General features: G+C 40.4%; 14 protein-coding genes and 1 other annotated feature. All 14 genes read right to left on the bottom strand.

Going from position 1 to position 14721, the window contains the following annotated elements:
* Positions 1-1248 carry a glutamate-5-semialdehyde dehydrogenase gene (locus tag H0185_RS03810; RefSeq protein ID WP_221871348.1) on the bottom strand — a complete coding sequence of 416 codons (1248 nt, stop codon included), beginning with the start codon at positions 1246-1248 and terminating at the stop codon, positions 1-3.
* A gap of 16 nt (positions 1249-1264) precedes the next feature.
* Positions 1265-2350 carry a glutamate 5-kinase gene (proB, locus tag H0185_RS03805; protein ID WP_221871346.1) on the bottom strand — a complete coding sequence of 362 codons (1086 nt, stop codon included), beginning with the start codon at positions 2348-2350 and terminating at the stop codon, positions 1265-1267.
* 126 nt (positions 2351-2476) lie between these two features.
* Positions 2477-2687: a binding site (T-box leader), on the bottom strand.
* 132 nt (positions 2688-2819) lie between these two features.
* The gene (gene hutI / locus H0185_RS03800; protein WP_221871344.1) at positions 2820-4097 is read right to left on the bottom strand and encodes an imidazolonepropionase; all 1278 of its coding nucleotides are present in this window, start codon (positions 4095-4097) and stop codon (positions 2820-2822) included.
* A 71-nt stretch (positions 4098-4168) separates the two neighbouring features.
* Positions 4169-5833, bottom strand: a complete 1665-nt coding sequence (hutU, locus tag H0185_RS03795) for a urocanate hydratase (RefSeq protein ID WP_221871342.1) — start codon at positions 5831-5833, stop codon at positions 4169-4171.
* 28 nt (positions 5834-5861) lie between these two features.
* Positions 5862-7397, bottom strand: a complete 1536-nt coding sequence (gene hutH, locus H0185_RS03790; protein ID WP_221871341.1) for a histidine ammonia-lyase — start codon at positions 7395-7397, stop codon at positions 5862-5864.
* Positions 7398-7500: 103 nt separating this feature from the next.
* Complete coding sequence (gene hutP, locus H0185_RS03785; RefSeq protein ID WP_221871339.1) at positions 7501-7938, bottom strand: histidine utilization transcription antiterminator HutP; 438 nt, start codon at positions 7936-7938, stop codon at positions 7501-7503.
* A gap of 233 nt (positions 7939-8171) precedes the next feature.
* On the bottom strand, positions 8172-8924 hold the full coding sequence (locus tag H0185_RS03780) for an SDR family NAD(P)-dependent oxidoreductase (RefSeq protein ID WP_221871337.1): 753 nt from the start codon (positions 8922-8924) through the stop codon (positions 8172-8174).
* Between the two features lie 91 nt (positions 8925-9015).
* On the bottom strand, positions 9016-9414 hold the full coding sequence (locus tag H0185_RS03775; protein ID WP_221871335.1) for an acyl-CoA thioesterase: 399 nt from the start codon (positions 9412-9414) through the stop codon (positions 9016-9018).
* 140 nt (positions 9415-9554) lie between these two features.
* Complete coding sequence (locus H0185_RS03770; RefSeq protein ID WP_221871333.1) at positions 9555-10148, bottom strand: branched-chain amino acid aminotransferase; 594 nt, start codon at positions 10146-10148, stop codon at positions 9555-9557.
* 2 nt (positions 10149-10150) lie between these two features.
* Positions 10151-11740, bottom strand: coding sequence for a DEAD/DEAH box helicase (locus H0185_RS03765; protein WP_221871331.1), 1590 nt, complete (start codon positions 11738-11740; stop codon positions 10151-10153).
* A 125-nt stretch (positions 11741-11865) separates the two neighbouring features.
* Complete coding sequence (locus H0185_RS03760) at positions 11866-12171, bottom strand: iron-sulfur cluster assembly accessory protein (RefSeq protein WP_221871329.1); 306 nt, start codon at positions 12169-12171, stop codon at positions 11866-11868.
* 343 nt (positions 12172-12514) lie between these two features.
* The gene (locus H0185_RS03755; RefSeq protein WP_221871327.1) at positions 12515-12856 is read right to left on the bottom strand and encodes a hypothetical protein; all 342 of its coding nucleotides are present in this window, start codon (positions 12854-12856) and stop codon (positions 12515-12517) included.
* A 236-nt stretch (positions 12857-13092) separates the two neighbouring features.
* The gene (glsA, locus tag H0185_RS03750) at positions 13093-14022 is read right to left on the bottom strand and encodes a glutaminase A (RefSeq protein WP_221871325.1); all 930 of its coding nucleotides are present in this window, start codon (positions 14020-14022) and stop codon (positions 13093-13095) included.
* A gap of 18 nt (positions 14023-14040) precedes the next feature.
* On the bottom strand, positions 14041-14466 hold the full coding sequence (locus H0185_RS03745; RefSeq protein ID WP_221871323.1) for an EamA family transporter: 426 nt from the start codon (positions 14464-14466) through the stop codon (positions 14041-14043).
* Between the last annotated feature and the right edge of the window lie 255 nt (positions 14467-14721).

The raw sequence follows: 14721 nt of genomic DNA, 5'->3' as shown, positions 1-14721 counted from the left end.
TTATTTACGAATTTGACCATTCCCCTGCACAAAAAATTTGCTAGAAGTAAGTGCTTCTAAGCCCATAGGCCCTCTAGCATGCAATTTTTGCGTGCTAATTCCAATTTCAGCACCATATCCAAACTCAAATCCATCCGTAAATCGGGTCGAGGCATTATGATAAACAGCTGCTGCATCTACTCTCGTTAAAAAGAATGAAGCATTCTCGACATCACTTGTAATAATCGCTTCGGAATGTTTTGTTCCATACTGATTAATATGCTGAATCGCTTCTTCCACATCTTCGACTACTTTTACACTGACCGATAACGCTAGATACTCCGTATGCCAATCTTCTTCTGTTGCCTGCTTTGCCCCTTGGAACACTGCGCAAACCTTCTCATCACCAAAGACTTCAACCCCATGTTCGTCTAATACCTTCAGTAGTTTTTCGCCATGCTGTTTAAACCAATTTTGTTGAATTAACACCGTTTCGATTGCATTGCAAACGGAAGGACGTTGTGTTTTCCCGTTAATCACGATTTGCTCAGCCATCGCTATTTCTGCAGTTTCATCAATAAAGATATGACAATTGCCTGCTCCAGTTTCTAACACAGGCACCGTAGATTCACGAACTACCGTGTCAATTAAGTTCTTTCCACCCCTAGGGATCAGGACATCTAGGTATTCATTTAGATGAAAAAGCTCTTTCGCGGTCTCTCTGCTCGTATCTTCAATTAGCTGCACAGCTTCAACAGGCAGAGTGCTTTTTCCTAGTGCTGTATGAATCGATTGAATTAATGCCATATTAGAAAATTTAGCAGATGAGCTGCCTCGTAAAATAACAGCATTTCCAGTTTTCAATGAAAGCGTCGCCGCATCAATCGTCACATTTGGTCTGGCTTCATAAATCATTCCGATTACCCCAATTGGGACTCGATTTTTTTTAATTACCAAGCCATTATCTTTATGGATGGTCTCAAGATTATCTCCAATTGGATCCTTTAAATCTACTAACAAGTGAATGGCATCAGCCATATCATGAATTCGCTTTTCATTTAACATGATTCGGTCGAGAACAGATTCAGAGAGCCCCTTCTGCTTCCCATCCTCCAAATCTTTTTTATTTTCCGATAGAATGACTTCTTGGTCTTCAATCAACTGTGCGGCAATTAGCTGAAGTGCGGCATTTTTCTCCTCTGTAGTTGCTCCAACTAATAACTGACTAGCCTTTTTCGCTTCCAACCCTTTTGTTTTAACCTCACTCATCTTGTTTTCCCCCAATCTATACTTTGACCCATTTATTGCGATGAATAACTTCCATTAAAGGCTTTTCACTGGCACTACTTTTTCCTAACACAGATGTTAATGCATCAGCCGAATACGTTACTTCCCCTTTACCTAATAAACCACTAGGTCCAAAGACTTCAACGACATCCCCGGTTTGAAAGCTTCCTCTAATCCTGGTCACACCAGCTGGTAGCAAGCTTTTGCCATTAAAAATAATTGCGTCTTCTGCGCCTTTGTCAACGTAAATCGCTCCTGAAATTTCAGAATGGACCGCAATCCATTGCCGCCTCGTATTAATAGAAGAAAGGCTATTATTTTGAATATACGTTCCGTCTCCAGAACCATTAAGGATTTCAGTCAATTTATCGCTGCCTTTTCCCTGACCAATAAAAACGGGTACCCCTAAGGAAAGCGCCGTTTTTGCTGCCATCAGCTTTGACTTCATTCCCCCTGTCCCAACTTTTGATCCAGCTCCTTCTGCATACCCCACCATTTCATCGGTAATACTTTCAAGGACATCAAGTCTCTTAGCTTCCGGATTGGATCTAGGATCAGAATCATAAAGACCATTAATATCCGTTAAAATGATCAGCTGATCCGCATGAATAAGCCCACTAACAAGGGCAGAAAGCATATCATTATCCCCGAACGTCAATTCTTCAACAGAAACTGTGTCATTTTCATTTATAATCGGCAACAATCTCCGTTCTAGGAGCTCCATAATCGTTGCATAAGCATTCTTATAACGATCTCGGTTGGAGAAGTCCGTACGGGTAAGTAAAATTTGCGCTGGAATAATGGAAAACCTGCTAAATTGTTCAATATACGACTGAATAAGCAGGCTTTGACCAACAGCTGCAGCTGCTTGCTTTCCTTTCAATGTGACCGGTCTTGTCGGATAGCCTAACTGACTAAACCCAGCAGCCACCGCACCTGAAGAAACCATTAAGACCTCATGCCCTTCTTTCCGAAGCCCAGCCACGGCTCGGACATGGTCACTCAATTTTTCTTGATCGATTTCGCCTTTTTCATTCGTTAAAGAACTGCTTCCAATTTTTACAACAATACGTTTTTTCTCCATTTGCACTAACTCCTCTAAACTGATTACGTTAAATAAGTGGATGAATTACACTCCAATCAATATGTGTTAAAAATCACCATTGGCCAATTCAGCATAATAAAAAAAGCCCATTCATCCTCTATATACATAAAGGACGAAAGGCTCTCTTCCGCGGTACCACCTATATTGGATGTAACATTACATCCCACTCTTCCAGATAACGCCTGGCGGGCGCCCATGTTTTCATGGGACTCAGAAGGCAGGTTCGGCGGCTTAATGTGGCAGGATCTCCCAGCTTTAAATCCTGCTCTCTTCTCACATAAGGACCCGCTTAGTAATCCTTCGTTAACGTTCAGCTGTTTTAATAAATATTATGCCGACTACCGGGAAAAGTCAAGATAAGAAATAGGGTAATTGTTCCAAGAACGAGCAATTCTACAGAATTTTTTCACTATTATTTTTTTCCTCTTCTTGAATACAACTATCACCGTTAACTTAACTTTAATTCCGGTCTCGACCAGAGCTTATTCCCTTTACAATACACGCTTTTAGCATGATTGACGCCAAAATGATAGGGCAAATAGTGATAAGTTGGGATATCCCAAACTACAAAATCTGCCCATTTACCAATCTCAAGTGTGCCTGATTCATTTCCTCTTCCTATCGCATACGCTGCATTGATGGTTACTGCATTCCAAATTTCCTCTGCCGTCATATTTAACTTCAATGCTGCAAGAGCCATGATAAGCTGGAGGTTTTCGGTTACACAACTTCCTGGGTTGAAATCTGTTGCTAGAGCAACCGCAACTCCTTCATTGATCATATTACGCGCAGGTGCATATTCGTCTTTGCCTAAATAAAAAGTCGTACCAGGTAGTAAAACTGCAATTGTATCCTTTTTACCTAGACTTTTCATTCCATCTTCCGATACCGCAACTAAATGATCCGCGCTTACCGCTCCCAGACTAGCGGCCAATTCTGCTCCGCCTAAAGAGTCAATTTCATCAGCATGTATCTTTAAACCGAATCCTTTTTCCTTCCCCTTTGTTAAAAACTCACGTGATTGTTCAATGGTAAAGACCCCTGTTTCACAAAAAATATCTATGAACTCAGCAAGTTGGTCTTTTTTTATTAAATCAAGTAGCCCAATCATATCGTCTAGGAAGGTATCAGGATTATCTTTATGTGTTGACGGAATTGCATGGGGCCCAAGGAATGTTGAAACAATTGAAACAGGATACTTCTCGGCAAGTTTTTTTGTGACCCGCAGTTGTTTGAGTTCCGTTTCTTGGTCTAACCCGTATCCACTCTTTGCTTCGATTGTTGTGACACCATGCGCAACCATTCTCTCAAGATGCAAACTAGCTTTTTCTACAAGTTCTCTTTCTGTAGATTGTCGCGTGGCTGCAACCGTTGAGAGTATTCCGCCTCCATTTGCTAAAATCTCTAAATATGGTACTCCTTTTTGCTTTAATGCTAATTCGTTTTCCCGGGAACCACCAAACACTAAATGTGTATGTGGGTCAACTAGTCCGGGAGATACCACCTTTTGGTGGGCATCTATCCTTTCTTTTGCTTCAACAGATTCCGCCTTTGCAGAACTCCCCATCCATGCGACTTTTCCATTCTTCACAGCAAAAGCCGCATTCTCCTCAACAGGGAGCTCGCTCATTTCTTTCCCTTTTAACGGCTTTAAACGATTTTTAGGTAGAATTAATTGTCCAATATTATATACAAGTAAATCAAAGACCACCTTGATCTCCTCCATTCCATTGCCCTTAGGGCATTCCTGCCATACTCAAAAGATTGTTACGTCTATAATTATGGTAACTTAGCAAATTACTTATCTAGCATCGGGATGTCTACACCCTTTTCTTTCGCAACCTCTACAGCTCGATCGTACCCTGCGTCAACATGACGGACGATTCCCATGCCTGGGTCAGTAGTCAACACTCTTTCCAAGCGCTCGTCAGCAAGTTCCGTTCCATCTGCGACCACGACCATTCCTGCATGAAGCGAATACCCCATGCCCACACCACCTCCATGATGAACAGATATCCATGACCCTCCTGCTGCAACATTGATTAATGCATTTAAAATTGCCCAGTCGCCGACAGCGTCACTTCCATCCTTCATCGCTTCCGTTTCACGATTCGGTGAGGCAACGGAGCCACAATCAAGATGATCCCGTCCAATTACGATTGGTGCCTTTAATTCTCCTTTTCTCACAAGCTCATTTATGGCAAGCCCCATCTTAACTCTCTCCCCGTAACCAAGCCAGCAAATACGCGCGGGTAGACCCTGAAACTCTACCTTTTCTTGGGCCATTTCTATCCATCGAAGTAAAGGTCTATTTTCTGGGAACAGCTCTTTAATTAATTGATCAGTCCGGTAAATATCCTCTGGGTCTCCTGATAAAGCTGCCCATCGGAAAGGGCCTTTTCCCTCACAGAATAATGGACGAATATAAGCTGGTACAAACCCTGGAAAATCAAAGGCATTATTCACACCTTCATCAAATGCCACTTGGCGGATATTATTGCCATAATCAAAGACAATGGAGCCTACTCGCTGAAATTCAAGCATTGCGGCTACATGACGCGCCATGGATTCTTTTGCACGACGAACGTAAGTATCATCATCTTGATTCCGTAGTTCAATTGCTTCCTTAACGGTTAAGCCTATCGGAACATATCCATTCAGTGGATCATGCGCCGAAGTCTGATCAGTTACAATCTCAACCGTAACCTTACGCTGCAGAATTTCATGATGAACCTTTGCCGCATTGCCAATAAGCCCAATAGATAACGCCTTCCCTTTCCCCTTCGCTTCTGTAGCTAATTTTAACGCCTCATCAAGGGAATCAGTCATGACATCACAATACCGTGTTTCAATTCGTTTTTTTATTCGCTCTGCATCTACTTCCACTGCAAGACATACACCACCATTCATGGTTACAGCTAATGGCTGCGCACCACCCATTCCACCTAATCCAGCGGTTAGCGTTAGTGTACCCTTCAACGAACCACCAAAATGCTGTCTAGCTACTTCAGCAAATGTTTCATACGTCCCTTGCAAAATTCCTTGCGTACCAATGTAGATCCAACTTCCAGCGGTCATTTGCCCATACATCATTAAACCCTTTTGATCTAGTTCATGGAAATGCTCCCAGTTTGCCCATTTGGGGACCAAAACAGAATTAGACAATAATACTCTTGGTGCCGCTTTATGGGTTTTAAAGACTGCGACTGGCTTTCCTGATTGAACGAGCATTGTTTCATCATTTTCAAGCCGCCTGAGCGTATTTACAATTGCATCAAATGACTCCCAATTTCTAGCTGCCTTCCCAATGCCACCATAAACCACCAATTCCTCAGGCTTTTCTGCAACGTGAGGATCTAAATTGTTATACAGCATCCTTAAGGCTGCTTCCTGCTCCCAACCTTTACATTCAAGCTCCAGTCCTTTTTTCGCTTTTACCTGACGATTAGTATTTGCCTCCATAGTAATTCCCTCTCCTTATTAAAAATTATTAATCTATCGAAATTTGATCTTCCTCTTCCTTTAAATCGGAAGCTGTCCATCCTCCATCATTTTTTTTAAGATAGTCATTCATGTTTTCAATGTCCTCAGAAAATGCACGATCTTTTGTAATTGAAGGTACCACTTTTCTAGCTTCCTCATAGAATCTCTTGGTTTGCGGAGCCATTTTTTCCACTCCACGGTACTCGACTGCCTGCAAAGCACAGATGCATTCAATCGCGAGAACTCGCCTGACATTTTGGATAATGCTATACGCATGCCGTGCGGCGATTGTTCCCATACTTACATGGTCTTCTTGATTTGCCGACGATGGAATTGAGTCCACACTTGCTGGATGTGCAAGCGTCTTATTTTCAGAAACGAGAGAAGCCGCGACATATTGCATAATCATCGCTCCTGATTGGAGTCCAGGCTGTGCACTTAAAAATGCTGGTAAATCATTTAATTGTGGATTCACAAGCCGTTCAATTCTTCGTTCTGATATGCTTGCAAACTCAGCAACAGCAATTTTCATAAAATCCATTGCGATAGCAATTGGTTGCCCATGGAAGTTCCCGCCAGAAATGACCGTTTCACCATCATCAAAAATCAACGGATTGTCTGTAGCTGCATTTATTTCGATTTCAAGTTTTTCTTTTACATAATCCAATGCTTGCCAGGAAGCTCCATGAACTTGGGGAATGCAGCGTAAAGAATAAGCATCCTGAACGCGTTTTTCCCCTTGAGCGGTGATTAAATTACTACCTGAAAGCAACTTGCGAATCCGTTCAGCAACGGCAATTTGTTGAGGATATCCTCTCGCTTCATGGATAGCGGGGTGAAAAGCATCAATGATTCCTGTTAGACCCTCAATGGTCATTGCAGCAATCCATTCACTTTGATGTGCTAAGTCCACTGCTTCCAGCCAATTGATGACGCCCATCGCCGTCATCGCTTGGGTACCATTAATTAAAGCCAACCCCTCTTTTGCTTGTAACTCAATCGGCTCTATTTTTTCTAATTGATAAACTTCTTCTGTCGGAAAGACTTTGCCCGCATAAAAAACCTTCCCTTCCCCTAGTAACACGAGTGCGAGATGAGAAAGTGGAGCAAGGTCACCCGAGGCTCCTAGTGAACCCTGTTGCGGAATGACTGGATGAATTTGTAGGTTCAACAACTCCACTAAGCGTTCCGCAATAATCGGCCTAATTCCAGAAAATCCTTTTAACAACGCATTTAGGCGTAAGAGAATCACTGCTCTTGAAACGAGTTCTGGGAACGGCTCGCCCACACCACAAGCATGGGAGCGGATTAAATTCATCTGTAAATCATTTACATCGTCTTCAGCAATCATCACATCACTAAATTTACCGAAACCTGTATTAATGCCGTATACCGTCTTGTTATTTGCAACAATCCTCTCAACTGCTTTTCGACTTTCTTTCACTCTTTGCATACTTTTTGGGGATATCGTCACTAGCTCCCCTTCATAGCAAACCTGTTTAACCTCTTCTAAGGTTAATTTGTTGCCGGTTAGTTCCACCATAAATACTCCCTCCAAAACCATTCTGGACAAATAAAAAGAGGCGACAATGGCATAGAGATACCATCATCGCCTCCTAATAACTAATAGACTATAGGCAATGTCCTTATATATGATTAATTCCTAATCCAACAGTTTCATGCTCTGCTCCTTTGACAGGTGCGCCGATCGTTCCATAGAACGCTACAGCAAGCCATTCTCCTTCTTTGGAATCATGATACGGACAGCCACGGACAACAGAAAAGCGTAGCCCAACAGTTCGACTCATTTCCCCAATGACAGGCTTTCCTCTTGTGACTCCTTCAATTCCTTCTAGTATGGCATGATACAAAGCATGCGTTTCTCGGTATAAATGCTCTTGAATGAGTCCATTTCGCTTCGCAGCTGTTTCAACTGCCGAGATTACTTTCTGCATATTCATGCTGCCGACTTTCCCTTGGCAGTAGTTGACCTCATCAAAGGATGATTGAAAAGAGTTTAATTCATCTTCAGACAAGGATGCTAATAGTATCGCTAATTTACCTATTGCTACTTTTTGACTCATACTTACCTCTATTTTTTGAATTTTGACTATTTACTAATAACTACTTATATTTTATTTGTTCATTGCTAAGAATGTCAACAGAAATGGTAAATTTTAGTAGTCTAATAAAGTACCTTACTACCAGACTAAAGGCTACTGGGTTTCACAGAGATTTATTAGGTCTGCAGTTTCATAATGCGGGAAACAAAAAAAACACACTGATAAACAGTGTGTCCTCATTTCTTACACAACCCTTAAAAGATCATCCCGCCACCGTCTGCAAAAATGGTTGAGCCTGTAACAAACGAAGCATCATCAGATGCTAGGAATAAAACGACCTTAGCCACTTCTTCTGGTTGGCCAATTCGGCGAAGAGCATTTGCTCTAGAAATGATTGGCCATTTACGCTCATCGTCCTTCCACCCTTGGATAATATCTGTGTCAATGACACCAGGAGCCACAGCATTCACCCGAATATTTTTCCCACCATATTCTAAGGCCGCATTCTGAGTCAAGAGTACGACGCCACCCTTAGAAGCATTGTAAGGACCGACGTATTTCTTCCCTTTATGCCCTAGGACGCTTGATGTATTAATAATTGCCCCACCACCGCGTTCCTCCATTTTCTTAAGAGCATACTTCATTCCAAGGAATACACCTTTTAAATTGATATCAACCACGCGGTCCCATTCCTCAACAGAAATATCCGCTAGTCTAACTTCTTCATTTCCTACACCTGCATTATTGAATAAAATATCAATTCCGCCATAGGCATCGACCGTTTTATTTATTAATTGCTCAACTTCTTCAGGAATCACCATGTTCGCAGGTACACAAAGTGCCTCTCCACCTGCTTCTTTAATTAAACGTACGGTAGCGGAAGCGCTTTCTTCATTAATGTCAGAAACAACCACCTTGGCGCCTTCACTCGCGAACAAACTAGAAGTAGCACGTCCGATTCCGCCACCGCCACCAGTTACAATTGCCACTTTTCCTTGTAATCTCATAAACTATTCCTCCCTAGAATTCTAATCATTATGTACAAACCATATTGTCATTATATCGTTTTAATTAAGAATTTTCAATCTTTTCTAAAAACTACTGATTCCCAACAAGATGCAAACTTAAAATCGTCCGAATATCTTCCGGAATTCTTTCTGTCTTTTGTTTCTTTAAATCAAAATTGACATAAACTGCTTCTCCCCTTGCACAGAGAGTTCCTTCTTGGTGAATTTCCTCGTAAACCTTTAAACTTGTATTGCCGATTTCTTTTATCCATGTTTTCACAATCACTGGTTTTCCATAAAACAGCTGATGCACAAAATCAACATGAAAGTTGATGATGACCATTTTCCAATCGTCAGCACTTAAATCGGGTGTAAACAGCTTAAAGATTTCATCCCGCCCGGACTCAAACCAGACAGGAATAACCGTGTTATTGATATGGCCCGCCCTGTCTGTCTCAGACATCCTTGGTTCAATTACCTTCTCAAACATCAAATACCTCCTGTTCATAAACGAGTGAATCAAAAGATCCCCAAAGTATAAGACATACCATCCTATTCGCTAAACTCTGTGAAGATTCCTCTTAAAGGTAAAGAAAAAAGCCCCTTCATTTTAAGGGGCAGTCGAGATTGTTATAAAACGGAAACAACCAGTTTAAATAAAAAACGATAGATAAGATCGTACGCAGTCTGAATGGTCATTTCTTCGTTAAATGCTTCTACATTATTCAAGGCAAAATTAACGTTCCATAAGCCTTCATTTGCATCAAACATTAAATCCACTCTTGTATCTTCAGCTTTCATTTCGCTTGCAAAAAAGGACTTAATCGCCTCACCATATTTTTTTTGTAGCTTTAGACCCAGCATCACATTATAGGTACCAAATACATCATCTACTTCAAACGAAACTGCATCTACCGACACTAGATCAAAGGACGGATCTTCCATATACATAAATTCATTTTTATGTGTTTTAAAATAAGAAATAGGTTGATTCAGAAATGAAGTATTTTCTTCACCGAGGAATTCTTCGGTTTCCTTATCGCTGCGTTCAATGTATGCACCATCGAATCGTTTATTAGTGCTTTTCTCTACTATTTTGATACCATCTTCGATAAGATTGTTTTTCTCAACGAACTCCTTTATTTCTGGATAGAGCTCAATGGTTTTCTCTTCTCCGACTGTCTGAATGGAATCAGCAATCAGTTGTTTCACTTTTGTAATCATCCTTATTTCCTCCCTTTCCGTGGTCTCCCAGCGTTCATTTTCCTTGGCTTCTCTGTTCGTATGCTTCCCTTCTTACGGGCACTGTCTCCACTTCGATCAGAACTCTCCGCGGAAGACCGCTTTCTGTTTCCACCTGCTGAAGTTGCGTCTTTGTCATTCGTTCCTTCTTTCCTTCTTGAATGTGCATTCTCATCTCGTTTGCCTTTAGTACCTCGATAATTTGATTCACCATATCGCTTTTTGGATCCAGGTTCTACCTTTTCATCACGTTCTTGCCTTTGTTGCCCTCTTTTCTTGCTTTTACTATGGTCTTGTTGACTTTGATTGCGTTCGCTTCTATTAATGCTACGATCAAGAGTACCCGACCGTCTTGGTCTTTGGTTTCCTGCACGAACATTTGGCTTTTTATGTTCCTGCCTAGGGTTTCGTGCGTTCTCTTCCTGTTCCTTTTCATCCGAGTTCTCACCTTGTAAATGGCCGATATTCTTTTTATCAATTCGGATTTGTAGGGTATCTTCGATTTCATCTAATAGCGGACGATCATTAGAGGTATATAGTGTAATCGCTATCCCTTTCATGCCAGCTCGGCCTGTTCGCCCAATTCGATGAACATAGCTCTCTGCATCTAAAGGAATGTCATAGTTAAATACATGAGTAACTCCTTCAACATCTAGTCCCCTTGCCGCCACATCCGTTGCAATCAGCAATTGTATTTCAGCATCACGGAATCTTTTCATCACTCTTTCTCGTTTAGCCTGTGAAAGGTCCCCATGCAATTCGTCACAGGAAAAACCATTTGCTTTTAATGCATCATACAACTTGCTTACTCTCCGCTTTGTTCGGCAGAAAATAACGGCTAAAAATGGACGATGCGTTTCAACTAATTGAATTAATGTTGCTTGTTTTGCCCGGTCAATAGTATGAAAAGCAATTTGTTTGACATTTTCAGCAGGTCCTTGTGTTTTTTCGACCTGAACATATTCTGGATCACGCATATGTTTGTTTGCCAATTTTCTTATCTCAGGAGGCATGGTCGCAGAGAACAACATCGTTTGACGATTATTTGGTGTTTCACGGATAATTTTTTCAACTTCATCCAAGAAGCCAATATGAAGCATTTGATCTGCCTCATCCAGAACAAGAAAGGATACCTCTGATAAATCAATGGTACCTCGACCTATGTGATCCAATAACCGTCCAGGTGTACCAACCACAATTTGGATATTGCGATTCAACTTCTTTAATTGTTTTTCGACATCTTGTCCACCATATACAGCCAATACTTCAATTTCATCATGGTCTGCAATCAACTTCTTGACTTCTTCTGTTATTTGCAAGGCAAGCTCTCTTGTGGGTGTAACAATTAATGCTTGAATTGTAGAAGCTGTTGGGTCAATTTTTTCTAGAATAGGCAGGACAAACCCTAACGTTTTTCCAGTACCGGTTTGTGCTTGACCAATTAAATCCTTCCCTGCCATTACAGCCGGTAGTGCTCTTTCCTGTATGGGGGTTGGCTGAATAATCCCAACCTCTTTAAGCTTGTTCATAAAAATATCCGAAATCCCTAATGATGTAAAATCAGGCAATAACATTCCCTACTTTCTTTTTCTTGTTTTTACGAGAATGATTTACAGTATATATTGAGTTTTTATCCCTTTATCAGTAAATATTCACTCACAAAAAAACAACGTGACCAATCACGTTGCTTTTTGCAAAATTAATGGTTATGTACATGTGCACTTTTGGAAGGGTTGGTAATAACGAAATCTTCCTGTGGCACATAAAAATACTGAAGCCAAACACCGTCAAGAAATTCTTCGCGCTTGTCCAAAAGAATGTCAATCCCTTTGTCGGTTTTGACAATTTCATCATGTTCTGTTGGTGTATCGAAAATGATTTTATAATGAGCATGATCGCCATGCATATAATCGATTACTACACGAATCATCTTTCCTTCTGCTTCCTCAGTGCTTAACATTTCCTTTAAAACTTTAGCTGCATTCCGATTGATCTTACATTTCATTCTTATTCCTTCTTTCTTACACGTCATCGTAAATACAATAGCATAAAAGCTCCCTATGTACAAAGTTCATGCAGTATGGGCTTTCAACGTTTATTGGCTAAACGGCGTTTCACCTGTTTTTTAAGTAGTGGGATGCCTTTTTCTTTCAATAGCCGTACTCCTTCTTTTTTTATATAATTCTTTATGATTCGCTTCAACGCCATATCAAAATCCCCTTATACCGAAGTTAGATGCTGCTATTATCCAAATATAGTGTAACAAAAAATCGAATAAAAGGCAGGGTAGACCATTTAGACGTCATAAAAAATCTAAACAATATGTATTTTTATTAACTAGTTAAACCTTAATTATGAACCACATTTACGGTTTGGGGTTCATCATTGCCTTTAACTTTCTCAATTTTATCAACAAACATTTGGAAAACTTTTTTCTTTTCCTCTAGGTCTTTAATCTCGGACTTAAGCTGATTAAATTTTTGCTCAAATGGTTGATGATATAGTGCACGGATGTTTCGGATAATTTCCTCGTTAACAGTTGACTGAACCACTTGCTTGGTGATACTAAATTTATAGGAATATACTTGAAGCTCCTGTTTAACTTGTTCATACTCTTTATCAATCTCTGTTAATAATACATCGATTTCTTCTTTCCATTCTTCTAATGATTTTTTTACATGAGGCTCCATAATTCTCTCCCTTTTGTACTTGAAAATTTGGTATATGCCCCTAACTTTAACAAACTTTATTTTCAGTAATGTTTCTATAAGGTTACAATCTTCTTTCGGAACAAAAACAACACATAATATAAAATGTGAGTTGATTCCTGCTCAAAGTACTTCGGACGCATTATGGCAGTCAGAAAGCCTGTCGAGCTTTAATCATTGGATAGAACAATTAATCATGACCACATCAAAGGGTTCTCTTAAAAAATACTCAACTCATATTTTTTAGACATCATTTCTAGGAGCTTGATGCCTCCAATGCTGTTTCCTCTCTCATCAAGGGCAGGACCAAAAATCCCAATTCCGTAGCGGTTACGAATGGACCCCATTATCCCTCCAGATACTCCGCTTTTGGCGGGTATTCCCACTCTTACTGCAAACTCTCCTGAGGCATTGTACATGCCGCAAGTAACCATAAATGTTTTACAAAGTCTTGCCACTTCAACGGGGATAATTTGTTTCTCCCTAACTGGATCCAACCCATCCATGGCAAATACTAGGCCAATTCTAGAGAGGTCTAAACAATCCATCTCGATTGCACATTGCTTTGTGTAAAGCTCAAGGAGCTCCTCAACATTCTCATTTATTATGCCATCCTGTTTCATGTAATAACATAAAGATCTGTTGAGAAAAGCTGTATCAAATTCCGATTTCGCTATTTCTTCCGAATACGTAATTGTCTCATGCCCTGCAAGGTCCCTGATAAAAGCAATAATTCTCTCTAACCGCTCGATTACTGAGTTCCCCTTGATTAAATGGGTTACTGCCAGTGCACCTGCATTAATCATTGGATTCAAGGGTTTTGCAGAACGACTGGTTTCTAGCTTTATGATTGAATTGAACGGATCCCCAGTGGGTTCATATCCGACCTTATCAAATACACATTCTTCTCCACAGTCTATTAGTGCTAATGCCAACGTCAACACTTTTGATATGCTTTGCAAAGTGATTTTTTGGTCAATATCACCCGCTGAATAGCAATTTCCATCACTATGGTAAATGGCGACAGATAAATCATCACGGTTTGCCTTTTTCAAGGCTGGAATATAATCCGCAACTTCCCCATGTTTTGTATACTTTTTTGCTTCAGACACTAATCTTTTCAATTCTTCATTTGAATGACAAGGCACACCCTTTCATCCCTTTCCCTAGCTTAATGCGGTTAATATCACTCCAATGGTAATAAGTGCAATGCCAAACCCATTCATTAGGCTTATTTTCTCACCAAGGAAAAACATAGCCAAGACAGCAGCAATCACCACACTTAGTTTATCAATTGGAGCAACCTGTGATACTTCCCCGAATTTTAACGCTAAAAAGTAAAAAATCCATGACGTTGCCCCTGCTACACCACTTAGTACGATGAAGAGGAGCGCTTTTCGGTCTTCCATGATTTCCGGAATCTTCCCTAGGTTTCCTTGAAACATGACTACGCCAAATAAAAAAATCGTCATAATGACTGCTCGAATGGCTGTTGCAGTGTTAGAATCCACGTTTTGTAAGCCTATTTTGCCAAAAATGGAAACGAGTGCAGCAAAAACAGCTGATAAAATTGCATAAATAAGCCATGACATTGAGTTTCACCCTTCATTAAATCGAGTCGTATTCTACCCAATAGCGTTTCTTACTTTTCATTTAAACATGCAAAAAAATAGAGAACGTTGTATTTACATCACTCCCTGTAAGAAATAGAATACAAAATCCAGAGGGGTTTCAGCGTTCTCTAAAATATGTTTTCCTATGTTTGAAGGATTCCTTTTTAATTAATATCATTCACGAATTTAACTTCATGAACCACTATGGACGTGACAGACCAATATTGTTTATTA

This window comes from Mesobacillus maritimus (genome assembly GCF_019749255.1).
Taxonomy (GTDB): Bacteria; Bacillota; Bacilli; order Bacillales; family Cytobacillaceae; genus Mesobacillus_B; species Mesobacillus_B maritimus_A.
Note: the sequence above shows the minus strand (reverse complement) of the source record. Positions and strands in the feature narration are given on the sequence as shown.